Source organism: Mojavia sp. (genome assembly GCF_059505145.1).
In genome coordinates this window covers 47,808-70,754 of record NZ_JCACKA010000082.1, presented here as the reverse complement: position 1 = coordinate 70,754, position 22,947 = coordinate 47,808, and the positions used below count along the sequence as shown (strand labels likewise).

Annotated in this window: 21 protein-coding genes; 12 read left to right on the top strand and 9 right to left on the bottom strand. The window is 42.0% G+C overall.

All coding sequences use genetic code 11. From position 1 onward, the window contains the following. Positions 1-89: 89 nt before the first annotated feature. From AC5JL8_RS24250 to AC5JL8_RS24240, 3 genes are all read right to left on the bottom strand, one after another. Positions 90-722: a hypothetical protein gene (locus AC5JL8_RS24250; protein ID WP_495882228.1), complete on the bottom strand. Its 633-nt coding sequence runs from the start codon at positions 720-722 to the stop codon at positions 90-92. 2 nt (positions 723-724) lie between these two features. Further along, entirely contained in the window at positions 725-1,435 is a 711-nt protein-coding gene (locus tag AC5JL8_RS24245) for a hypothetical protein (RefSeq protein ID WP_495882227.1), read from the bottom strand. A 182-nt stretch (positions 1,436-1,617) separates the two neighbouring features. Further along, positions 1,618-3,831, bottom strand: coding sequence for a phosphoketolase family protein (locus AC5JL8_RS24240; RefSeq protein WP_495882226.1), 2,214 nt, complete (start codon positions 3,829-3,831; stop codon positions 1,618-1,620). Between the two features lie 198 nt (positions 3,832-4,029). Here AC5JL8_RS24240 and AC5JL8_RS24235 point away from each other — a divergent pair, with 198 nt between their 5' ends. The 5 genes from AC5JL8_RS24235 (at position 4,030) to AC5JL8_RS24215 (ending at position 8,955) form a co-directional block, all read left to right on the top strand. Beyond that, a complete protein-coding gene (locus tag AC5JL8_RS24235; RefSeq protein ID WP_495882225.1) occupies positions 4,030-5,400 on the top strand; it encodes a cytochrome P450 in 1,371 nt (456 codons plus the stop codon). Positions 5,401-5,733: 333 nt separating this feature from the next. Next, complete coding sequence (locus tag AC5JL8_RS24230) at positions 5,734-6,474, top strand: LmeA family phospholipid-binding protein (protein ID WP_495882224.1); 741 nt, start codon at positions 5,734-5,736, stop codon at positions 6,472-6,474. Positions 6,475-6,597: 123 nt separating this feature from the next. After that, complete coding sequence (gene crtO / locus AC5JL8_RS24225) at positions 6,598-8,292, top strand: beta-carotene ketolase CrtO (RefSeq protein ID WP_495882223.1); 1,695 nt, start codon at positions 6,598-6,600, stop codon at positions 8,290-8,292. A 254-nt stretch (positions 8,293-8,546) separates the two neighbouring features. Next, positions 8,547-8,672: a hypothetical protein gene (locus AC5JL8_RS24220; protein WP_495882222.1), complete on the top strand. Its 126-nt coding sequence runs from the start codon at positions 8,547-8,549 to the stop codon at positions 8,670-8,672. Then, the gene (locus tag AC5JL8_RS24215; RefSeq protein WP_495882221.1) at positions 8,647-8,955 is read left to right on the top strand and encodes a hypothetical protein; all 309 of its coding nucleotides are present in this window, start codon (positions 8,647-8,649) and stop codon (positions 8,953-8,955) included. Before AC5JL8_RS24220 ends, AC5JL8_RS24215 begins: the two co-directional genes overlap by 26 nt. Before the next feature lie 7 nt (positions 8,956-8,962). Here the strand turns inward: AC5JL8_RS24215 and AC5JL8_RS24210 are convergent, their stop codons facing one another. Continuing rightward, positions 8,963-10,441 (bottom strand): site-2 protease family protein, encoded by a 1,479-nt coding sequence (locus AC5JL8_RS24210; RefSeq protein ID WP_495882234.1) that lies wholly within the window; start codon positions 10,439-10,441, stop codon positions 8,963-8,965. A gap of 194 nt (positions 10,442-10,635) precedes the next feature. Here AC5JL8_RS24210 and AC5JL8_RS24205 point away from each other — a divergent pair, with 194 nt between their 5' ends. Next, positions 10,636-11,322 carry an MBL fold metallo-hydrolase gene (locus AC5JL8_RS24205; protein WP_495882233.1) on the top strand — a complete coding sequence of 229 codons (687 nt, stop codon included), beginning with the start codon at positions 10,636-10,638 and terminating at the stop codon, positions 11,320-11,322. A 154-nt stretch (positions 11,323-11,476) separates the two neighbouring features. Here the strand turns inward: AC5JL8_RS24205 and ctpA are convergent, their stop codons facing one another. Next, a complete protein-coding gene (ctpA, locus tag AC5JL8_RS24200) occupies positions 11,477-12,727 on the bottom strand; it encodes a carboxyl-terminal processing protease CtpA (protein ID WP_495882232.1) in 1,251 nt (416 codons plus the stop codon). A gap of 366 nt (positions 12,728-13,093) precedes the next feature. Between ctpA and petB the strand changes: the two genes are divergently transcribed. The 5 genes from petB (at position 13,094) to AC5JL8_RS24175 (ending at position 16,961) form a co-directional block, all read left to right on the top strand. Then, complete coding sequence (gene petB / locus AC5JL8_RS24195) at positions 13,094-13,741, top strand: cytochrome b6 (RefSeq protein ID WP_495882220.1); 648 nt, start codon at positions 13,094-13,096, stop codon at positions 13,739-13,741. 234 nt (positions 13,742-13,975) lie between these two features. Further along, positions 13,976-14,458, top strand: a complete 483-nt coding sequence (gene petD, locus AC5JL8_RS24190; RefSeq protein ID WP_495882219.1) for a cytochrome b6-f complex subunit IV — start codon at positions 13,976-13,978, stop codon at positions 14,456-14,458. 298 nt (positions 14,459-14,756) lie between these two features. After that, complete coding sequence (locus tag AC5JL8_RS24185; RefSeq protein ID WP_495882218.1) at positions 14,757-15,200, top strand: ATP-binding protein; 444 nt, start codon at positions 14,757-14,759, stop codon at positions 15,198-15,200. Positions 15,201-15,334: 134 nt separating this feature from the next. Continuing rightward, positions 15,335-16,471, top strand: a complete 1,137-nt coding sequence (locus AC5JL8_RS24180; RefSeq protein ID WP_495882217.1) for a glycosyltransferase family 4 protein — start codon at positions 15,335-15,337, stop codon at positions 16,469-16,471. Positions 16,472-16,589: 118 nt separating this feature from the next. Next, entirely contained in the window at positions 16,590-16,961 is a 372-nt protein-coding gene (locus tag AC5JL8_RS24175) for a hypothetical protein (RefSeq protein ID WP_495882216.1), read from the top strand. Between the two features lie 84 nt (positions 16,962-17,045). Here the strand turns inward: AC5JL8_RS24175 and AC5JL8_RS24170 are convergent, their stop codons facing one another. From AC5JL8_RS24170 to AC5JL8_RS24155, 4 genes are all read right to left on the bottom strand, one after another. After that, on the bottom strand, positions 17,046-19,760 hold the full coding sequence (locus AC5JL8_RS24170) for a tetratricopeptide repeat protein (RefSeq protein ID WP_495882215.1): 2,715 nt from the start codon (positions 19,758-19,760) through the stop codon (positions 17,046-17,048). A 74-nt stretch (positions 19,761-19,834) separates the two neighbouring features. Beyond that, positions 19,835-20,377 carry a bifunctional pyr operon transcriptional regulator/uracil phosphoribosyltransferase PyrR gene (gene pyrR / locus AC5JL8_RS24165; RefSeq protein WP_495882231.1) on the bottom strand — a complete coding sequence of 181 codons (543 nt, stop codon included), beginning with the start codon at positions 20,375-20,377 and terminating at the stop codon, positions 19,835-19,837. 92 nt (positions 20,378-20,469) lie between these two features. Next, positions 20,470-21,438, bottom strand: coding sequence for an adenosylcobinamide-phosphate synthase CbiB (gene cbiB, locus AC5JL8_RS24160; protein WP_495882214.1), 969 nt, complete (start codon positions 21,436-21,438; stop codon positions 20,470-20,472). Positions 21,439-21,671: 233 nt separating this feature from the next. Then, on the bottom strand, positions 21,672-22,115 hold the full coding sequence (locus AC5JL8_RS24155; RefSeq protein ID WP_495882213.1) for an Rrf2 family transcriptional regulator: 444 nt from the start codon (positions 22,113-22,115) through the stop codon (positions 21,672-21,674). A gap of 398 nt (positions 22,116-22,513) precedes the next feature. On the opposite strand from AC5JL8_RS24155, the gene AC5JL8_RS24150 reads away from it, so the two are divergent. Then, positions 22,514-22,927: an AbrB family transcriptional regulator gene (locus AC5JL8_RS24150; RefSeq protein WP_495882212.1), complete on the top strand. Its 414-nt coding sequence runs from the start codon at positions 22,514-22,516 to the stop codon at positions 22,925-22,927. The last annotated feature ends 20 nt before the right edge of the window (positions 22,928-22,947 follow it).

The window sequence follows — 22,947 nt, the reverse complement described above, 5'->3', positions numbered from 1 at the left end:
GCTTTGAAACGGCTTCGTCTTATTATTATGCAACTTAAGTGCCGATTAGCTTAGAGAGTGACTGGTAGAGATATGTTTGGTAGGAAGAATCATCGCTCGAACACCTCGCACTTCTCAAAGAGATAGTACAGCACTGCTAAACCAGCAGCTCGTAGCTCATAATCTAGACTACGATTGCAAGAAAACTCATGCAAAGCATCCAATAGAGCATTTCCCTTTAATCCTGTTGCTCGAAGGTTGTGGTACTCTCTAGCAAATCCTGCCTTTAGTTTTTCTGGAAAATCAGGAATTACATTAACCATATTCTCAACAAATTTGCCAACCATTCTTGCTTGAATAACACCGCTCGTCAGTCTAGATTGAGCAGAGCCAGTCAATTCATTTTTAGACATTTTGATAACTACTGGAACAACAGTATAGCTTTCATCAAATTCTACGGGCATACTAAGGATTCCGTCAGTCACCATATCTAACTCTCTAAATGTAATGTTTGCCATTGCATTAACAAGTAAATCTTGCTCTTGTTGAGAATTTGATAAAGAATCAAGCTCGTTTTTATATTCCTTAATTCTACCTTTTACTTCCTCAATATGCTTTTTTAATTTTCTTTTTGGTTGTGTTTCTTGAGTAAGGCGTAAATCATCTTCCAACTCCTTGAGTAGCATATAGTCTTCATCTATATGTTCTTTTAAATCTTGTTTTCGTTGCTGATGCAAATCCACAATTACTCTCCCTTAAATCGCATCATCAACGCTTGCAAAGCAGCTTTTAAATTTATTCCTGTTCCTAGTTCTAATTCACCTTCATAGTCCAAAATAAAAGGAATAATAGGTATACCAACTTTCAATCTGTGCTTGAAATCTAATTCAGGGGCATTGATTACTTCCGCTAAGGCTGCTTGGCTAGGAGGTAAAGCAGTACCGTTTTGTTGTAATATAGTTATATTTTGCTGTATTAATTGTAAAATCAGCTGCATTTCTCTCTCTGGCACTTGGTCAGTTTCTATTGCATCTAAAACAGTAGAAATCATAACCATTTGAGATTGATCTAATTGTTCGGTTATGGCTGAAATTATGTTCTGTTCACCAGCGTTATAACGAGCTAATAGTCCTTGACGCAAGTGATTAATGTTTTCATAAATAGCCTTCTGACCAGCAGATAATCTATCTAATCTGGTGTTCATTTGTTGCAACTCGATAGCTACATTCTGCATTTGTACATTTGATTCACCAATTATCTGCATTCGCAATTCATCATATTCCTTTTGATAACGATTAGCTGATTCGTGCAATTGGTCAATTTCTCGTCTGTACTTAGCCTTGCGACGTGGCTCATCTTCATACCGCAATGAATCTTCATACTCTTTGAGCAAATCTTGGTCTTGTCTAATGTTGTCTTCTAAATGTTGGAGTCTTAGGTCGAAGTTTGAAGGCATCACTGTCTAAGAGTTATTACGTTAGCTTAAGTATGAAAATTACTGTAGCACTTTAGACCTAAAATAGTAAAATACTGAATTATCATAGTCAAATTAAAAAATAACCTCAGTATTTAAAACGTAAAAAATCCCTACCCTCTTTTAAAATGGGCAGGGATATAATATCTCTATTACATAGAATATTAATGCACTAACTCGATCGCTCTTTTCGTCAACGCCTCCGCAGTCAATCCATTAAACGCCATCAACTCACCAGCGCTAGCTGTAGTTTCCCCACGCTTCCATGCAAAAGTATCGCGCTTAGAATTACTCCGCAACATAATTGCTTCTAGCATCGCCGGCGCACCACCAGTAACACCAATTAGCGCATCTCCATCAAACAATTCAGCAAATTTCGCATCATCCAAGAAACCATCATCGGGTTCTGAACAAGTTTCCCACGCAGTATCATCAGGACGATACAAACGGCGGGGATTAATAACAGAAACTATCTTCGCACCAATACCTTCAGTTTCCAAAAATGCTGCTGCTTCAAATACTGGCATTAATGTCATATCGCCAATAACAGCAAAGACAACTTGTTTATCACCTGGAACTTCATGCAATACAACTGCACCATCGCGTAAACCTTGACGAGTTTGTTCTAATGTAGTGCGAATTGGTAAGGGTGATTTACTTGCAGTAATGACAATTCCCTTATTTTTAGTTTTCAATGCCCAGTCATAACAAACTTGGATACTGTTAGCATCGGGAGGGAATAATGGAAATACATTGCCATTTCGCATCAAAGAAGCAAAGTAAGCTTCAATTTCGGGACGTTGGTGAGTCCAACCGTTACGTCCTTGCTCTAATGCGCCAGCAGTAAATAAAGTAATTGTTGAGGGAGTTCGACGGCGCAATTCTGCCATTGCTTGGGTTACAGTTTGCCAAATTGGTAATCCGTTGATAGCAAAAGATTCGTAGGAACACCACAAAGTTCTTGCACCCATCAATGACAAACCAGCAGCTAAACCTGCACAAGCATCTTCACTCAATGGTTCATAAACTTGTCCGTTTGGCGCTTGATTATATAAGTCGTCGGTTGTGGGGTGAATAATTTTCAATGCTTGGTTAATATTGGCAATTCCTGATGCTTCGTTTCCATCGGCGTTAGTAACTAGGAAATTTGGATCTTTTTTCCCCACAATTCCTACTAATCGTCCCATTGCTGTTGTAGAAACTTTTGGTTCACCACCTACTGCATATTCTTCTAAAGGTAATCCGCCTAAATCTGGTAATGGTAATTCAAATTCTGTCACCACTGTTTTAGCTGCGGGGCCACCACCAGCGCGTTCTGCATTTGTCCGCACAATTTGCCAAGCTTCAGCAGGTAAAGCACGTTCTTTTAAAGCAGCGACAATATGAGGAGCATCCAACGTATCTTTAGGATAGAGGTTATGAGATTTTGCACCTCTGGCGTGGACTCCTGCACCTTTGAGTTGTTTAATGATAAAGACGGTAAGTTTACCACTCAAGGCAGAACGCGCTGCTTTATCTACACCTGAAAGTACGGCTTTGGTGAAGGCTAGCCGTTGCTCGAAAGAAAAGGCAGTACTATCGACATAATCGCCACCTTGGTTTTGATCGTCAAATTCTTTGGCATCGACTAATACGACTTCCTCAAAACCGTTACCTTGCCAGTATGCTGTCATTTGTTCGTTGGTTTTGAGGGAAACCATACTGTGGTGTTCTTGGCTGTAACCGTTCCACACCAGCACTGGCAAGAAATTGGTGGAATTTGGATAAGCCGTATGAAAGTGAGCCATCGAACTCATGATATAAGGTTCACCTAGTCCACCATCACCAACAGTGAAAGGGAAAAGCTTATCTTTGTGCAGCAGTGCAGCTGACATGGCGAAGTGCTGTCCTTGTCCCAAAGGGCCAGCAGGTGCGAGAATACCGGGTATGTAACCGGAGAGATGCCCCAAGAGTCCATGCTTTTCTCGGAAGCGATCGCGCAATTGTTGAACGGTAAAAATACCCATATCCTCTAAAGAGCGATCGAGGAACATCGCACTATAAAATCCAGGGGCGTGATGACCCACTTCCGTAATAATGTTTTTGTACCCTAACATGACCAAAGCCGCATAAGCTTCCGCTTGGCTAGCAAATCCACCAGGGTGTCCAGAGGCTTTACTACCTGTAACTTGTAGCGTCAGGTAACGTAATGCATCGGCAGCAAGTAAAGTTTGATAGACGGCATTCGGTTCTGTAGGAGATGCGATCGCTACATTGCCCGATTCTATAGCAGGCGTTGCACCATAGGTTTCAAAACCCGGTAGCGCTTGACCAAAATATTGAATTCCTTCACAAAAATTGGGAAGCGCTGAGGATGCCTTGGGGGTGATTGCTGTCATGCTGAATACCTTAAAAGGATGAGGAGAAACTGTAGATGCTCGTTCAAATTAACAAAAATTTTACAACTTTCAGGTTGTAACAGTTGATTACTCTTTTGCAACCTAAAGATAAAAACCTCCAATAGTAATTCCAAAAAATTTAATTTTCTTCCTTAAGTTTCATAGGCAAAAAAGAATTACTCCAGCAAACAGAGCTTTATGAAACTGCCAAATGGCCCCCAGTCCCCAGCGATTGTACAGATGCTTCAATGGATCTTCAGACCAATGCCGTTCATGACAGATTGTGCCAAGCGCTATGGTGACATTTTTACTCTGCAATTAAATCCACCTATTGTCTTTGTCAGCAATCCCCAAGCGCTACAGCAAATTTTGACCAGTGATACTAAGGAATTTGAAGCTCCTAATGACTGGAACACTGTATTTGAACCGATGCTAGGGAAGAATTCTGTGATTACAGTTAGTGGTGAAGTACATCGCCGTCAACGCCAATTATTAATGCCGCCGTTTCACGGTGACAGAATGCGAACCTACGGACAGGTGATTAACGATGTTACAGAGCAAGTAATTAGCCAATGGCAGATAGGTAAACCCTTCTGTGTGCGCTCGGCTATGCAAATCATTACCATGCGGGTGATTATGCAAGCCGTATTTGGATTATACGATGGGCCCCGCGCTCAAGAGTTAGAGGAACTTTTGGCAGCAATGCTAAATGAAACTTCCCCCTTAAGGGTAGTTGAACTTTATTTCCCTGCTCTCCGCCAAGATTTTGGCCCCCGTAGTTCTTGGGGAAGATTTTTGCGCCGCAAACAGCGAGTTCACCAACTCCTTAACGAAGAGATTCAAGAACGGCGAGACAATCCCGACTCATCGCGTACAGATATTCTCAGCTTACTCATGGCTGCGCGTGATGAAGCAGGTGAAGCCATGACCGATGCAGAGTTGCGTGATGAATTGATGACTCTGTTGACAGCCGGACACGAAACCACTGCGACAGCCCTGACGTGGGCATTGTACTGGATTCATAAGTTGCCTTCAGTACAGCAAACGCTATTACAAGAATTAGATAGTTTGGGTAATAATCCAGACCCCACCAGCGTTTTTAAATTACCCTACCTTAATGCTGTTTACTGTGAAACCTTGCGGATTTATCCAGTAGGGATGCTGACTTTTCCACGGGTAGTCAGAACACCCGTCTCCTTGTGTGGTTACGAACTTGAATCAGGCACAGTCGTACTTGGTTCCATCTATCTCACCCACCAACGAGAAGACTTATACCCAGAACATCAACAATTTAAGCCAGAACGCTTTTTAGAACGTCAATTTTCTCCCTATGAGTTTTTGCCTTTTGGTGGTGGTGCTAGACGCTGTATTGGTATGGCATTTGCTCAATTTGAAATGAAGGTGGTACTAGCCAAAATCTTATCCACTTGGGAATTAGCACTAGTTGATCATGGTGATGTACGACCTCAACGCCGTGGTTTGGTGACAGGGCCAAATCGCAGCATTCAAATAGTTGTAAAAAATCCGCATCGCATGAAATCTCATACTCTAGAATCAAGTACAATTTAATTTTTAAGCAGTTGATGGGTACTGAAAATACCCATCAACCTATATCTCTACATTTTGATAGATTTTTCTTAGCTTGATATTGCTCAAAATCAAGGTTTAGCTAATATGCAATCGAGCCAAAATAAAGATTAAGTAGATAGTATTCTTTATATCTATGCGTCATTAATTATTACTAAACTAAAAAAATACTAAGATATAAATACTAAAAAACAGGTTTTAATTTTAAATTTATTCTTTTATCCTCCGAGTTGTATATACCGTACTATAGATACACTCCTAAGCCTCCAAGGTCTAAATTGAGTAGGGAAGAGGATACAAGGAGTATAGAAATTCATGCCAGATAAGCACAGCTTGGAGGAAGAATTACTAGCACAAGCAGCAGAAAACAGGCTAACCGACCAGCTGGACGAGGTAGAAAAAATAGACGTAGATGTGAAAACCGATCTATTTAAAATAGTTCAAGGGGAGGTAGATGAGGTTTCGCTGACTGGCCAAGGTCTGGTATTTCAACAAGATATCCGTGTACAGGAAATAAAAATACAAACAGATAGCTTTGCTGTCAATCCTTTAAGTGCTCTTCTTGGTCAAATCGAACTGAATGAGCCAGTAAATGCGATCGCCCGCATTGTAATGACTGAAACGGATATTAATCGTGCCTTTTCCTCAGAGTTTATTCAAAGCCAGATGCAAAGCTGGGACTTGAATGTAGAAGGCGAGATTGTAACTTTCAACCTAAAACAGATCCAATTATCCTTACCCGGTAACGGTAAAATCGAATTTAGGTTAAAAGTGATGTTAACAGAAAGGGGAAATAGTCGTCCGTTAGGATTTACAGCAATCATTCGTCCACCTCTTCATCCCCAACCTTTGTTACTGGAGAGTTTTAATTGTACTGAGGGAGAGGGTCTGTCAATCGAGACAATCACAGCATTAATGCAGAAGCTCAAAGAATTACAGAATTTACCATATTTTGAATGGGACAATACTTTATTACGTATAAAAGATATGCAGGTACAAAAGGAAAATTTAATTCTTTTAGTAGAAGTTAATATGAAGCAAATACCTTCTTCATAAACTATTTTTTTATTTATTTAATAGTAAAACAGATAGTCAGCCCAAGATTTACTCACTATAAGTGTTGTAATTTTTTTCAAGTTTTGTAAAATTAGCAATCTATTCAATTACAAAATTCCAAATATGCAAGAGTACGATGTTGTAATTATTGGCGCAGGACATAATGGGTTAGTTTGTGCTGCTTATTTGCTGAAAGCAGGCTATAGTGTCCTCTTATTAGAAAAACGTTCTGTTCCGGGTGGTGCGGCGACAACTGAAGAATGCATACCGCAAGAAGCCCCAGGATTTAAATTTAACTTGTGTGCTATTGACCACGAATTTATACATTTAGGGCCAGTTGTTGAAGAATTAGAACTAGAAAAATACGGTTTGGAATATCTGGAGTGTGATCCAGTTGCGTTCTGTCCTCATCCTGATGGTAAGTATTTTTTAGCTCACAAATCTGTAGAAAAAACTTGTGCAGAAATTGCCCGTTACAACGAACGTGACGCTAAAAAATACGCAGAATTTGTAGACTACTGGCAGCGGGCAATAGGTGCAATGATTCCCATGTTTAATGCACCACCGAAATCAATTATAGATATCGTCGGTAACTATGACATTACAAAACTGAAAGATTTATTTTCAGTAATTGGTTCGCCCAATAAAACGCTGGACTTTATTCGCACCATGTTAACCAGCGCCGAAGATTTACTCAACGAGTGGTTTGATGAAGAGTTTCTCAAAGCACCCCTAGCTAGACTAGCAGCAGAACTTGGCGCGCCGCCATCACAAAAAACCATTGCCATTGGTGCAATTATGATGGCAATGCGTCACAACCCTGGTATGGCTAGACCTCGCGGTGGTACTGGCGCACTTGTACAAGCTTTGGTGAATTTAGTTACAAGTAAAGGTGGCGTTATTCTCACAGACCAGCATGTTGAAAAAGTATTGATTGATGATAACAAAGCTGTTGGAGTAAGGGTTGCTGGTGGCACAGAATATCGGGCTAAATACGGTGTTATTTCTAATATCGATGCCAAGCGGTTGTTCTTACAAATGACTGATAAAAGCGATATTGATGCAGCCGACCCAGATTTATGGGAGAGATTAGAACGCCGCATCGTTAATAATAACGAAACTATCCTGAAGATAGATTTAGCTTTAGACGAGCCGCTGCATTTTCCATACCATGAACACAAAGATGAATATTTAATTGGGTCTATTTTGGTTGCCGATTCCGTCGCTCACGTGGAACAAGCTCATAGTAAATGTAGTTTAGGAGAAATTCCTGATTCTGACCCATCAATGTATGTGGTAATGCCTAGTGCCCTTGACCCAACCTTAGCACCACCAGGCAAACACACTGTATGGATTGAGTTTTTTGCCCCATATCAAATAGCAGGTGCAGAAGGCACAGGTTTGAAAGGTACTGGTTGGACAGATGAATTAAAAAACAAAGTTGCCGACAGGGTAGTTGATAAGTTAGCGACATACGCACCAAATGTAAAAAATGCAACTATTGCCCGTCGTGTAGAAAGTCCGGCGGAATTGGGCGAAAGATTAGGTGCATACAAAGGGAATTATTACCACATTGATATGTCTCTTGATCAAATGGTATTTTTCCGTCCTTTGCCAGAAATAGCAAACTACAAAACACCAATTGATAATCTATTTTTAACTGGCGCAGGAACACATCCAGGTGGTTCAATCTCTGGTATGCCGGGACGCAACTGTGCGCGGGTGTTTTTACAGACAAAACATCCTATTGCCCAGACTTTGAAAGATGCAAGAGATTCAATTAAGTCTACTGTCGGCTCGGTGTTTGGAATTATTTAAACTTTGTTTTGTACAGTAATTACTGTATGGAGTGTGCCTTGCCTGGCAGTGCTGAATTTGCCGGGCAAGGCAAATTTTTTGTTCACATTGAGTAAATAAAATTATAAATAATAGAAATAATGGTTTATGTACTCCGGATAATGCACCATTAACTTACCTATATTGCTACTCGACTTTCAAAAACTAAAAAGTAAAATAATATGGTTTATACTGTTTAACTTTCCATTTTTTCATGATGTCGCTAACTACTAAATATGAGTGCTGAAACTGTTACTCTTCAGATACCCGAAATTCTCTATCAACGCCTAGTAAATACTGCCCATGCTACCCAGCGTCCTTTGGAAGAAGTAATGAATGCTACACGCTTTACAAGTAGGTAATCCTCCTGCTTGGGATGATGTACCAGAGGAATTTCAAGCTGACCTTGCAGCATTGGATAAGTTAGACAACAATACTTTATGGCAGATTTTTCATAGTCATAAAACAGCCGCGGATATGAAACGATATAACATCCTGCTTGAGGACAACTCTAACGGTAAGCTTGCTGAAGCAGAATGTTTAGAGTTGATGTCAGTGCGACATGATGCTGACCTGTTCATGCTATGTAAAGCCCAAGCAGCAGTGTTACTCTGCTGGCGGGGATATAATGTAGCAGCCACTTGAGTTCTATTTAAATCTGCAACAAGTTAGCGATCGCCTGCGGCAGTGGTAGTACTATCACAACTAACAAAGCCATTGACAATAAACCTAAAATGTCACGTTTGTTATCCAGTTCTGTGACATCGTTCAAAGCAGGTTCATCAATCAATGGGATGAATAATAAGATGATCGCCCAAAATAAAAATTCTCGCTGAATCAAAGCAAGTAGTAGCAGCAACAAGCGAGCAATTTGACCAATTGCTATTGCGGTTCGCTGTCCAAACATTGCGTGGATAATATGACCCCCATCTAGTTGTCCTACTGGCATCAAATTTAATGCTGTCACGATTAGCCCTAAAAAGCCAGCTACTGCAACTGGATGTAAGTCAATAGCCGATTTTGACGTTAACAGGCTCCCTAGTGCTAATTTTGAGAGTAGCGCTAACAAGATGGAATATTTGGGATTGAGAGCATCAGGGTTCAACAGTCCTGTTTGTTCAGTTAGGGGAACCACATCAGAATGAGCCAAACCCCATATTAATAAAGGTAAGGTGGCAATAAAACCCGCAATTGGCCCAGCAATACTAACGTCAAATAGAGCCTTACGGTTAGGAATAGGACTACGCATTTGAATAAATGCGCCAAAGGTTCCTAAGAAAAAAGGCATGGGGATAAAGTAGGGCAGCGTTGAGCGAATTTTGTAGAACCTGGCTGTTAAATAGTGACCAAGTTCGTGGATACCCAAAATAGTCATTAGCCCTAAAGCATAGGGTAATCCTTGAAGGAAAACACTTGGATCAGATTGTATTGCCTTGGAGTCAACACCAGCAATTTTTGCCCCCACCAAGGTAGTAGTTACCAAAGTCGCTAATACCAGCAAGAGTGCTAATCCTGGTCGCGTTAAATTTTCTGGTTTGCTGGCGTTTACTTGTTTAGCAATTTGAGTATTAGGAACAAGCACAAAGAAAGGTTTGTTATTAACCCCTTCTTGAAAAATCAGCAGAAAGCGATCGCCAAATTGTGCTTCAATATTAGACTTGATCTGCTGATAAGCTTTGCTTGAGGTAGTTCGTAACTGACCCTTACAGATAACCGCTTGCGGTCGGTACTCAATGTTTTGGATGTAGTATACAGACCAGGGAAAACAATTTCGCAGCTGGGTTTCTTCCGTTGGTTCAATGGGACGCACTGTTACTGGTTCTGCGGTAGGATGGATAACCGATTGGGATTCCGGCGTTTGGGGTTCAGTCTGTGTATCTGTTGATACTGGACGCCCCCATTGAAACAACAGCCAGTATAACAGAAGGCAGATGATTGATGACCAAAGGATCAATGACGGTGGCGGAGGTTGTTTCTCCCCATAAAGTAGCGTCCATCCGGTCAACAAAAAGGCAGGTGTCATTAAAACCAGCCACAAAAGCCAGACTGGAGTTCGGGTGCTGTGAGCGACGATACGCTGCACCATTAGATAAGTAGCTAGTCCCAATAGGAGGAGAAACCAAAATGTCATGTGATCTTCAGTAATTTTGACAAAATATCCTACCTGTAGTGTCAGCACCACAGCTTTCGCTACAAGCCAGACTATAAAATCTCAATTTTTTTTCAAAACGGTTAACAGCGTTTGTAAATTCTAAAGCTTCAAAGCTTCAGCAGTTGAACTCTGTAACCAGATTGTCTACAACTCCTCAATTTCGGTTTTTTCTCATGTGCCCCTTACCGCAACAGCCAAGTCATACAGCTAAGCCACCACGGGCTGTGCTAAACAGCATTTTTGCCTTTCCACCCAATCGGGACACATTAGGGGGAACCTCTTACTTTATTGTAAGAAATGAAGGCAATATCCTGATAGACTGCCCTGCCCTAGAGCAGATAAATCTGGATTTTTTGCGATCACATGGGGGTGTACGCTGGTTATTTATCACTCATCGTGGTGCTATTGGCAAGACAGCAGAAATTCAGCCAACCTTTGGCTGCGAGGTTTTAATTCAAGAACAAGAAGCTTATTTATTACCTGGGTTAACTGTAACCAGCTTTGGTCAAGAATTTACTCTCGATGCAGCCGCAAAACTGATTTGGACACCAGGTCATTCCCCTGGTTCATCTTGTCTATACTATAGTGACCTTGGGGGAGTATTGTTTTCTGGACGCCACTTAGTTCCTAACCAACACAGTGAACCAGTTCCATTACGAACAGCCAAAACCTTTCACTGGCCCCGACAAATTAAAAGTCTTCAGTACATTTTAGAACACTTTACACCAGAAACTCTTCAGTACATTTGTCCCGGTGCTAATACGGGTTTCTTAAGAGGCAAACGTGTGATTGATCAAGCTTATTCACGTCTCGCTTCTTTGGATTTACAGGCTTTACTTAAAATGCAAGCGCTTTTATGAAGGGGACTGGAAAGGGACAAGGGGCGGGGAGCACGGGAGCAGGGGAGACAAGGGGACAAGGGGAAAGAACCATGATTAACTCTTGCTCCTTGTTCCCCCATTCCCCATGCTCCTTGTCTTCTTTATCCAATGCCCAATGCCCAATACCCCATCCCTAATTACCAGCTCCCGCCACTACTGAGTTTTTCGTTAACAGTGCCATCGCTGCTTGGTATTGTTGATCTGCTTCTGTGGCAATCTGTTCACGGGTAATTGCTTCTTGGGTAATTATTTTGTCTGGTTTAATACCTAATTTATTGATATCTCGATGCTGCGGAGTTTCATACTTAGCAATTGTTACTGCCAAGCCAGAACCATCTGATAATTCAAATAAAGACTGAATTAAACCTTTACCAAAGGTAGTTTCGCCTACCAGTTGGGCACGACCGTTATCTTGCAGTGCGCCAGCAAGAATCTCACTAGCACTGGCAGTTCCTTGATTTACCAAAATTACTAAAGGATCATTCGTCAGTGCTGGGCCAAAAGCTTCAAAACTACCCTGAATGCCTTGCCGATTAACGGTGTAAACTATAGTACCAGAGTCTAGCCACAGGCGAGCGATTTCAATTCCCGCCTGTAATAGCCCACCAGGATTATTTCGTAAATCCAGAATGTAGGCAGCAGCATCTTTTTTTTCTAGACTAGTAATAGCGTGTGCCAATTCCATTGAGGCGTTGGCGTTAAATTGATTCAGGCGCAGGTAACCAATAGGTGTACCCTCTGGAGAAAAACGCAATTCTGATACTACAGGGTTAAGAGCGATGCGATCGCGTACTACCCTCATTTCGGTTTCTTCCCCGCCATCCCGTTCTATTAACAGGGTGACGAGACTGCCAATTGGCCCACGCATTTTAGCAGCAGCTTCGTCCAAAGTCAGATTTTCCGTGGAGATACCTTCGATTTTAACAATGCGATCGCGGGGCCTAATTCCGGCTTTATCTGCTGGTGAACCCTCTATTGGAGCTACGACTTGCAATTTGCCAGTCTGCGGGTCAAGAGCAATTTGCAAGCCTACTCCTGTTAGTTCTCCAGAAGTATTTACCTGCAAACTCCGGTACTGCTCTGGATCTAAAAAGCGGGTAAAAGGGTCGTCAAGGCTCTTGAGCATCTTCTGAATTGCTTCATAAGCTGCTTGGTGATTATTCAGCGGCTTTTCCAGAGCCTTTTGTCGCGCTACCGCCCAGTTTTGATGATTAAACGTCTCATCCAGATAAGTGCGATTAACAATTCGCCACACTTCTGATACTAATTTTTGTTCCTCCGTCAAAGCCGTGGCAGGTTGGATAATTGCACCCAACCCCAAGCAAAATGCCAACACTAGCGTAAATACCAGCCGAAAAACTCGTTTTTGCATGAAGAAGCCCATTATGAATTTCACCTCAGCCCAAATTGCCTAGAACTGCCCAGTTGCTTCGTGTTTGATGAAATCTATCTCTCGACTATGTTACTTTTTTTATAGAAGTGATGCATTGTTCTAATCAAGTTGTTAAGTCAGCAGATTTCATTGCATCCCACTCAACAAACGATAAGATCTACTTTGTGTCCACCTTTTTAGTGTTGGTTTGCAAAGAGAACGCAATACATTAAATGTTTACAGAGTGTTGAGTTTCTTAAAATTCTTATCACTCTGAAGCCTCAAAAGCAAACGAACCAATTCCTCTTTGCTGAAATCCCAAACTTGCTAGTTGGGAGATTTATCAACCGCAACCGAATTTTAGGAACTTGAGATTGTATGGCCAACGTCTACGACTGGTTTGAGGAACGCTTGGAAATTCAGGCACTAGCTGATGATGTCACTAGCAAATACGTTCCTCCCCACGTCAACATCTTCTACTGCTTGGGCGGAATTACCCTGGTTTGTTTTCTTATCCAGTTTGCCACTGGATTTGCCATGACGTTCTACTACAGACCAACAGTCGCCGAAGCTTACTCTTCTGTACAGTACATCATGACTGAAGTAAACTTCGGTTGGTTGATTCGGTCTATCCACCGCTGGTCTGCCAGTATGATGGTGCTGATGATGATTTTGCACGTCTTTCGGGTTTACCTCACAGGTGGTTTCAAAAAACCTCGTGAGCTAACCTGGGTAAGTGGTGTCATCCTGGCTGTAATCACCGTTTCCTTTGGCGTTACTGGCTATTCACTACCTTGGGATCAAGTAGGCTACTGGGCTGTGAAAATCGTCAGCGGCGTACCAGAAGCAATTCCCGTAGTTGGTGTTCTCATCTCTGACCTACTGCGTGGTGGTTCCAGCGTCGGTCAAGCTACTCTAACTCGCTATTACAGCGCCCACACATTTGTTCTGCCCTGGTTGATTGCGGTCTTCATGCTGTTCCACTTCTTGATGATCCGCAAGCAAGGCATTTCTGGCCCTTTGTAATCTCAGCCCAAGCGTAAAAAGGCAACAGCAGTCAGTTTTCAGATTGAGTTGTTTGTTTTAAACTTATGAACAATAAGAAGATGAAACATCAGCAACAAAACAACGAAGGCTTATATCTTTAAGCTGAAAGCTGTAGAAGCCCAGCCTGCGGAAAGCCGCAGGCTTGGGTTGCCTGATAGCTCATGGCTTTCACAAATGCTTTAATTCAACTTAAGCAGGAGAGCATATTTAAAAATGGCAACACAAAAAAAACCTGATCTCAGCGATCCTACGTTAAGAGCCAAACTCGCCAAAGGCATGGGCCACAACTACTATGGCGAACCCGCTTGGCCTAATGACCTACTGTATGTATTTCCCATCGTTATTATGGGATCGTTCGCTTGTATTGTGGCTCTAGCTGTGCTAGACCCAGCAATGAACGGTGAACCCGCAAATCCTTTTGCCACTCCATTGGAAATTTTGCCAGAGTGGTACTTGTACCCTGTATTTCAGATTTTGCGATCGCTTCCTAACAAACTCTTAGGGGTGTTAGCAATGGCTTCAGTACCTCTGGGACTAATCCTCGTTCCTTTTATCGAGAACGTCAATAAGTTCCAAAACCCTTTCCGCCGTCCAGTAGCAACCACAGTTTTCCTCTTTGGAACTCTCGTAACCCTATGGCTGGGTATTGGTGCTGCCTTGCCGTTAGATAAATCTTTGACCTTGGGACTGTTCTAAATTAGTCAAGTTGCTACAAAGCACTTTGACGCCTGTTAATTTCAAGAGCATGTACCGAAGTTATGATGTTTGACGACAAGCCCTCGCCTTTCCAGCGACTACAGCTGCCGTCACTCATACTTCTGAAAGATATGCTTTTCAGAAAAATCAACAGGCGTCAATTTTACTGAACCAGGTTGCATCTTGGATCTTTAGTTTTAGATTTAAAAGTTATTCCCAAATCTAAAATCATTAAAAGATCACAAACACCCGAATTTTCCACTTACTTATCACTTACTTAATATTCAAGTCAAGGTCAATGCTTAGCATAGTGCAGCAAGACCATCTGACGGTGAAGAGCGAACTAAAGCTCCTAAACCAGGTGCAACAATGGTTTGAGCAATTCTGTCTGCAACATTTGTCTCAACTTGGCTGGTCAGAGACCCAACTTTATCGTCTCAAGTTAGCATTAGCCGAAGGCTTTACTAACGCAGTGCGCCACGCTCACTCTGCTTTACCACCGGAAACAAGCATAGAGATTGAGGTGTGCTTATGGATTGACAGGCTGGAGATGAGAATTTGGGATTATGGGAAGCCTTTTAATCCTGATGCGATCGCAGAGCCAGAGCCAGGTACTCTCCAAATAGGAGGATATGGATGGTTTCTCCTCAGACGCTTGGCTGACCATGTTGTCTACGAACGTGGTTCCGATGGTAGGAATTGTTTACTGATAGTTAAATATGCTCTAGAAGGGCAGCATTAGAGGCACAGTATTTCCATATACGAGGAATTCAGTAAAGTGCTGAAAAACAAGTTTACAGGCATTTTCAAATGCGTGGAATCTAAGCCATTGTAGGGGAACAATATATTGTGCCCCTATGCGTGTGGTCTACTCAAGTGAAAAATGCGCTAAGTAATAAAGCTAACAAAAAAGCCAGCCATGTCTTCGTATTTTTGGAAATTTTTATACACGAGGGTGGCATTCAATCCTATGTAAAAGATATTTTTCGCGCTTATCAAGGATTAAGTTCAAACTATCAGGCAGAAGTATTTGTACTGCGAGATAGTTCAAATGATTCAAATCCACTAAAATCCGAAAATTTAAAATTTCATGGCTTTAAAAGCCAATCTCCCCAAATTGGGAGACTCAGAATGATAGCGGCGTTGCTTAAGTGTCTGCTTCAACAACGTCCCCAACACGTTTTTTGTGGACACATCAATCTAGCAATACTTGTACAAACTCTTTGCCAACCATTGGGTATTCCCTACACTGTCCTAACTTATGGTAAAGAAGTTTGGGAACCGCTCAAAAACAGAGAACGTAACGCACTCGCGTCCGCATCCGCAATTTGGACAATTAGCCGCTATAGCCGTGATCGCAGTTGCGCTGCCAATGCTATAGCCCCTAAAAAGGTAAAGCTACTTCCTTGTGCAATTGATGGGAATCAATTTACTCCTGGCCCCAAGTCACCAGCGTTGATGACAAAATACGGCTTAACTCATGCCAAAGTGTTAATGACTGTAGCGCGGCTGTGGCCAGGGGATATTTATAAAGGTGTGGATGTGACTATTCGGGCATTGCCAAAAATCATTGAGGTTTTCTCGGAAGTAAAATATTTAATCATTGGTCGCGGTGATGACCAACCGAGATTAGCTCAGTTAGCACAGGATTTAGGTGTAAGCGAACACGTTGTTTTTGCTGGTTTCGTTCCTACAGAACAGTTAATCGCACACTACCGCCTTGCTGATGCCTACATTATGCCTTCCCAAGAAGGTTTTGGCATTGTCTATCTAGAAGCGATGGCATGTGGAGTGCCAGTACTGTCTGGTGACGACGATGGTTCAGCTGACCCCTTGCAGGATGGTAAGCTGGGATGGCGAGTTCCCCACCGCGATCCGAATGCTGTGGCTAAAGCTTGTATAGAAATTCTTACAGGAAATGACCAACGTTGTGATGGGCATTGGCTACGAGAACAAGCGATCGCTAATTTTGGGATGTCAGCCTTGCAAAAACGTCTGCAAGAGCTACTTTGAAGGGCATTGGGCATTAGGCATTTATTATTTCTCCGTGTCCCCCTTCCCTCCTCATCCCAATTATTGACTATTAACTAAACTCGCTATCCTAGAAGGAGAGCAACACGAAATTTCAAAAATGAGCCTTAAATCTTTTCAATTGAATCTTGTAAATCTTCGCCCTTGGCTCACCTTGTTAGCAGTTACTTGGTTGCTAGCATCTTTAGGCTTGGGCTGGTTAGTTAATTCGTTGCTAATTATAGTTGGGTTGCTGTTATTGGCACCCGTGCTTGCGTTCTTTGGGTTTCGCTGGTGGCTAAAACGTAACTTAGTAGCCGATCGGTGTCCTGTCTGCCGATATGAATTTACAGGTTTAAATAATAGTCAGTTGCAGTGTCCTAGCTGTGGAGAACAGGTGTTAGTACAAAGTGGCCATTTTCGGCGCTTCACACCAGATGGCACAATTGACGTAACAGCAGTCGAAGTACCAGCGCAATCATTGGAAGATTAAAGGGAACAGGGAACGGGGTATGAGGGAAGCAGTATTTCTTCTATTCGTTGCTTGTGCTTCAAAGCGCTAGTTAGAAGCTCACGTCTAGCCCATTACTAAAGTTTGAAAGCGTCGGTCTTCCCGAATTTTGTCGAAATCAGAGTCAGTTTTTGCCATTTCTCGACATTCATCAGGATTGAGTTTGATTACTTGCTGCAAGTTCGCAATCGCTAAATCAGCGTTACTTAGTAAGCCGTAACAGCAAGCCTTGTTATACCAGGCTTCGTGTTTATCAGGTTTAATTAGTAATGCTTGATCGTAGGATGCGATCGCATCTTGATATTGTTCTAGATGCGTCAGTGCTAATCCTCGGTTATTCCAGGCTTCGTGTTTGTCAGGTTTAATTGATAATGCTTGGTCGTAGGATTTTACCGCATCCTCATATCTTCCCAAATTACGCAGAGCATTGCCCCGGTTGTACCAAGCTTCGTGTTTGTTAGGTTTAATTGATAATGCTTGGTTGTAGGATTTTACCGCATCCTCATATTTTCCTAAATTAAATAAGGCATTGCCGCGATTCTTCCAAGCTTTATGTTTGTCAGATTTAATTAATAATGCTTGGTCGTAAGATTTTACCGCCTCTTCGTATTTTCCTAAATTAAACAGGGCATTACCCCGGTTATTCCAGGCTTCATCTTTATCGGGTTTAATGGAAATTGCTCGGTCGTAGGATGTTATGGCATCTTCATATCTTCCTAAATTAAATAGGATATTGCCGCGATTGTACCAAGCTTCATGTTTGTTGGGTTCAATCAATAATGCTTGCTCATAGGAAGTTACAGCATCCTCATACCTTCCTAAATCACCAAGGGCATGACCCCGATTGTACCAGGCTTCCTCGTTGGGTTGAATCGCTAGTGCTTGATCGTAAGACGCGATCGCTGCTTCTAATTCACCCAAGTTCTTGAGAGAATTACCGCGGCTGTACCAACTGTAATTATCTTCGGGTTTAATAGCGAGTGCTTGATTATAAGATTCGATTGCCTCGGCAAATTGTCCTAAGTTTCGTAATGCATTGCCTCGGTTAACCCAGGCTTGATGTAAATTTGGTATAATTGCGATTGCTTGGTTATAGGATGTCAACGCCTCTTCATGTCGTCCTAAATTCCGCAGGGCAATTCCGCGATTGTTCCAAGCTTGATGTAAATCTGGTTTGATAGCAACCGCTTTGTCATAGGATGCGATCGCTCCTTCATGTTGTCCATCTTCATCTAGAACGTTACCTCGATAATACCAAGCTAAGTAATCATCGGGTTTAATTACTAACATTTTGTCGTAAGCGGCGATCGCATCTGCAAAACGTCCCAAGCGACTCAGTGCAATACCCCGATTACCCCAAGCTTGATAATAATTGGGTTGAATTTCTATCGTTTTATCCCAACAGGCAATAGCTTCTTGATGGTGGCTTAGTAGGGACATTTCCACACCAAAATTTAGTAGCAGGCGCTGCATTTCTGTAGGATGCTGATCCGCCAGCTTTAACATTAACTGAGTAAACGCTAAGGCATATTCTCTAGCTTCTATGTGAATACCCTTAGCTTCTATTTGCCCATCTCGCGGTTCCAGAATGCGTTCAGCATGAATTAAAAAGTTGATCGCAGCCTTAATTTGCCAACGATATCGCAACCGTTGCCAACAATTGCCACCTGCCAACATTCGTGCTGTCGCTTCTACTATAAAACGATATAGTGGGAGGTCGAATTGCCGTAGTAAATCTACTGCATCATAAATGTAGCGGCTAGCAGGGTATCTCTGGATTGATTCCTGATAGCGATTTCGCCATGTCTTTCCCAAACTTTCGCGGTAAGTGTCCGAATTTAAAGGTAAACCATCATTTCTGAGACGCTGAAGATTCTCGACTACATTTCTGAAAGTAGCATCGTTGCGTCTTGCCAATTCAGGATACTGTTGTGGCTGGGTGGGGATATTCGTTTTGGGGACAGTTACTGTTAACACATCAACAATTGCCTGATCTTCAGGTTCTGGCAATTCATAAAGCCGAAATTGCTGCCACAGCTTGGGATATTTTTCCCATTGCAGCTTTTCCCAAGCGCTTGTCTCCTCTAAAAAGTCTGGTTGCTTTTCATTACGCGCTGTAGCAATCACGCGGATTTCAGCTTTACCACAAAAATATTCGTATTTAGTTAAGGTATCGAGTAGTCGCTGTTGCAAAGGTACTGTAAACTTTTCTACCAGACTTTTTTCGGCTTCTGGTGATATCTCCTCATAACTGCGGAAGATTTTCTGATTGAGGTCATCTAAGAAAAACAATAACTTGCGATCGCCATCAATTGACCTTGGTAATCTAGCCGGAATATCCAGCCATTCATTTGGTTTCAGGTAAAGCACTGTCCAACCTGCTTGATTGAGATGCTTGGCCAATTCCGTTGCTTCCCGCGTTTTTCCCAGTCCGGTGCGCCCTACAATTAACACCCAACGATATTCCTCTAGCTGCTGTTGGAGTTCCCGGCGGATGTTGCGATTCGCTACCCGGTTTTGATAGGTGATATTGCGGTCTGCCAAGGGGTCTTTGTCATCACCGCCGAGAATGCGCTGCATCAAATCTGAACTTTGAGGTTTAATGACCTCAAAGGCAAAATTTTCCGCAGGAATGCGCCGCTGGCGTTGTCGCCACATCAGCCACCAGAAAAAACTGACAACGGCAGGCAAAATAGTAGGCAACCCGCCGGAAAGCAGGTTGTCAATAAATTCTTTATTTTCTGTATAGAAGTTGAGAATTGGCTCCAGAATGTTGAACACCCCTTGCTATACTCCAATTCAAAATTAAAAAATTCTTGGGTTTTGAATTTAGCATTTTGAATTTCCCGCAGGAGTTAATCTGCAATCAATTCCACCGCATCTTTTCCATCCCAATCTTGTAAGTAAACTCGAACAATCTCCTCTTTAGCAGTGGGTAGCTGCTTGCCAATAAAATCTGGGTGGATTGGTACTTCACGATGACCTCTGTCTACCAGGACAGCCAAACGAATCACCTCTGGTCGACCGTATTCATTGACTGCATTTAAGGCAGCGCGAATTGTCCTGCCTTTAAAAATGACATCATCCACCAGAACAACCGTTTTTCCTGTGAGGTCAAAAGGAATATCAGTTTTAGCCGGAGTCCGCAACCCAATTTGGTCAAGGTCATCCCGATAAAATGTAATATCTAATGCTCCCACTTCTACAGGCACACCTTCAAGTGTTTCAATCTGCCGGGCTAGTAATTTGGCTAATACTACACCTCTAGTATAAATACCTAACAATACTAATTGAGATAAATCACGCGTCCGCTCGACAATCTGAGAAGCAAGACGAGTGAGAGTACGACGCAGTTCTTCTGACGAAAGAATTTCAACTACTTTTACAGACATAGCAATAGCTCGATACCCTGAGTAGTTAGCAGTTATCAGTTATCAGTCTGTATACTACGTACTGTTTACTGATGACTAATTACCAATTTTCTATATCATTACCTGTTTGCGAGTATTAATAATATAGCGATCGCTACCCCCAACCAAAGCAAAAAGCAATATCTAGTTAATTGCAACGCGGACTGAATACTGACTAAAGTAATCGGATAAATGTCATCTCCCAACAGAGGCTTATGCTTAGGTACGCCACCATACCAGTTTGTACCTCCCATTTGTACGCCTAAAGTTGCTGCATAGGCGCACTCACTCCAACCCGAATTCGGGCTAGGATCACCAACTGCATCTCGACAACAGATGCGCCAAATATACAAAGGTTTAGCTGATAACAGTGCCAGAGTTATTACAGTTAACCGACAAGGCAGCCATGTTAAGTAATCTTCTAACCGCGCACTAAACCACCCTAAATAAGTATAGGGTGCTTCTCGGTAGCCCACCATTGAATCAAGAGTACTACTGGCTTTGTATGCTAGAGCTAGTGGAACTGCCCCTACAAATGGAATAAATACTCCGACAATTGCGTAAAAGAGTGGAGCCATCACTCCATCGGTGGCATTTTCCGTTACAGTTTCAAGGACGGCTCGCAAAATTTCTGGTTTTGAGAGGTTTTGAGTATCTCGACCAACGTAATTACTTAAAATATCACGCGCCTCTTCTACCTTTCCCAATGTTAAAGGTTTTAAAACAGTAACCGCTGCTGCTCTCAAGCTTCTAAGAGCAAAACAGCTCGCTAGAAGAATGCATTGTACAGCAATTGCGAATAACGGATGCAACCATTTGGCACTTTCAATTATCAAAGCGCTAATGACGCCGCTACCAATTATTAAAATAATGCCTAGTAAAATACCAGCTATTCTTTGTGTTAGGGAATTATGGCAGTATTTCAGAGACAGTTTGGTAAGACGAGAAATTACCCACCCCATAACTTGTACTGGATGAGGCCAACCCCAAGGATCACCAATTAAGTAATCTAAAGCAGCAGCAATAATTAAAATAACAGCTGATGTCATTTGTCTTTTGAATAACCAAGCCCTTCCGGGGCGGGAACAGGCGACAGAGAGCGGGGAGCAGGGAAAGAGTAAGCCCAGAAGATAAAGGAACTGAGTAACTAAATTTATTTATGAAAAATAACAAATATTTGAAACGAGGCGGCTTACCCCCATGTTTTAATGCGTCCAGGCTAAAATCCCCTATTTTGAAGTATGGGTATTAACAGGTAATACCAATGACTAATGTATATTGACTAAACTACAAAGTTAGCTTCTTCTCCAAGAGAAGCTTGCCAACTACGAGCATCATAATAAAGGTCAGCCAGAGTAATACTGTATAAAGCTTCTTTTAATTTTTGATTGAGTCTCTGCCAGAGGGTAAATGTTACCCAATCTTCAGCTTGTGCTGTTGTTGGCGAGTGGTGAGGTAAAGAAGTAATGGTTTCACCGACTGATTCTAGAATTTGTCCTATAGAGATTTGTGCAGGCTCTCGTGCTAATTGATATCCACCAATGCTGCCACGAATCGATTTCACTAACCCAGCACGACGCATTTCTATTAGTAATTTTTCTAGGTATGGAGCAGGGATATCTTGGCGATTGGCAATAGCTCTCACAGACACAGGCCCATACATTGGCTGTAAGCTTAAATCAAGCAATGCCTTGACACTGTAGTGTCCTCTCGTAGTTAGTTTCATCCTCAAAAGCTTCGTTTATTTGTCATCTGTTCAGATGTCAGTTGTTTTATATTAAACACTGATCGCTGACTAATGACTAAGGATCAGTTTTGCTTATCATTTTCTACCTCAATTATCCAGATAGGCAAGTAGACAATATTTTTAGCGCTACTTTAGAAAACTTAAACAAGTATAGTCTAGCAGTAATTCACAACATATATATAGTTATCAGCATTGCCAGGATTATACAAAATATATTGTCTTGGCAATATTGCTAATAGAGTAACAATTTAGCCTATGAATGTAATATACTTGGCAAGGCTGAAATAAAAACTAAAGGATACTGTTCCTACTAGCTCAATGTCAGCTAAAATAAAATCGATTCAAACACTTCAAACATTCGTTTTCAACCTAAGTTGATGCCTAAACAGAAAAAAATTGAACCCCTAGTCGGTGAAGAACTGCTCAGAAAAGTCAAAGAACTAGAGAACGAGAGCAAAGAAGATAAAGCTAAGAAGTGCGGCTACTATACAGTTACCAAAAACGGTATAGAGCGCGTCAATATGATGAAGTTCTTAAACGCGCTAATTGATGCCGAAGGCATTCAATTGGATAGCACACCCAGTGCTAATGGGCGCGGCGGACGTAGTGCTAGCTATAGAATTAGTGTGCAATCCAACGGGAACTTGCTGATAGGTTCCGCCTATACGAAACAAATGAATCTCAAACCAGGAGATGAGTTTCTCATCACTTTAGGTAAAAAGCATATTCGTCTGAGACAGGTAGATCCAGAAGACAGAGAAGATGCTGAAGCCATAGAAGCCACTGCTTAATAACTAGTCAGTTGTCAGTT

Coding starts and splice junctions, on each gene's coding strand:
- AC5JL8_RS24245 (WP_495882227.1), bottom strand. CDS start 1,435: ATGCCTTCAAACTTCGACCTAAGACTCCAACATTTAGAAGACAACATT.
- AC5JL8_RS24240 (WP_495882226.1), bottom strand. CDS start 3,831: ATGACAGCAATCACCCCCAAGGCATCCTCAGCGCTTCCCAATTTTTGT.
- AC5JL8_RS24235 (WP_495882225.1), top strand. CDS start 4,030: ATGAAACTGCCAAATGGCCCCCAGTCCCCAGCGATTGTACAGATGCTT.
- AC5JL8_RS24230 (WP_495882224.1), top strand. CDS start 5,734: ATGCCAGATAAGCACAGCTTGGAGGAAGAATTACTAGCACAAGCAGCA.
- crtO (WP_495882223.1), top strand. CDS start 6,598: ATGCAAGAGTACGATGTTGTAATTATTGGCGCAGGACATAATGGGTTA.
- AC5JL8_RS24220 (WP_495882222.1), top strand. CDS start 8,547: ATGAGTGCTGAAACTGTTACTCTTCAGATACCCGAAATTCTCTATCAA.
- AC5JL8_RS24215 (WP_495882221.1), top strand. CDS start 8,647: ATGCTACACGCTTTACAAGTAGGTAATCCTCCTGCTTGGGATGATGTA.
- AC5JL8_RS24210 (WP_495882234.1), bottom strand. CDS start 10,441: ATGACATTTTGGTTTCTCCTCCTATTGGGACTAGCTACTTATCTAATG.
- AC5JL8_RS24205 (WP_495882233.1), top strand. CDS start 10,636: ATGTGCCCCTTACCGCAACAGCCAAGTCATACAGCTAAGCCACCACGG.
- ctpA (WP_495882232.1), bottom strand. CDS start 12,727: ATGGGCTTCTTCATGCAAAAACGAGTTTTTCGGCTGGTATTTACGCTA.
- petB (WP_495882220.1), top strand. CDS start 13,094: ATGGCCAACGTCTACGACTGGTTTGAGGAACGCTTGGAAATTCAGGCA.
- petD (WP_495882219.1), top strand. CDS start 13,976: ATGGCAACACAAAAAAAACCTGATCTCAGCGATCCTACGTTAAGAGCC.
- AC5JL8_RS24185 (WP_495882218.1), top strand. CDS start 14,757: ATGCTTAGCATAGTGCAGCAAGACCATCTGACGGTGAAGAGCGAACTA.
- AC5JL8_RS24175 (WP_495882216.1), top strand. CDS start 16,590: ATGAGCCTTAAATCTTTTCAATTGAATCTTGTAAATCTTCGCCCTTGG.
- cbiB (WP_495882214.1), bottom strand. CDS start 21,438: ATGACATCAGCTGTTATTTTAATTATTGCTGCTGCTTTAGATTACTTA.
- AC5JL8_RS24155 (WP_495882213.1), bottom strand. CDS start 22,115: ATGAAACTAACTACGAGAGGACACTACAGTGTCAAGGCATTGCTTGAT.
- AC5JL8_RS24150 (WP_495882212.1), top strand. CDS start 22,514: ATGCCTAAACAGAAAAAAATTGAACCCCTAGTCGGTGAAGAACTGCTC.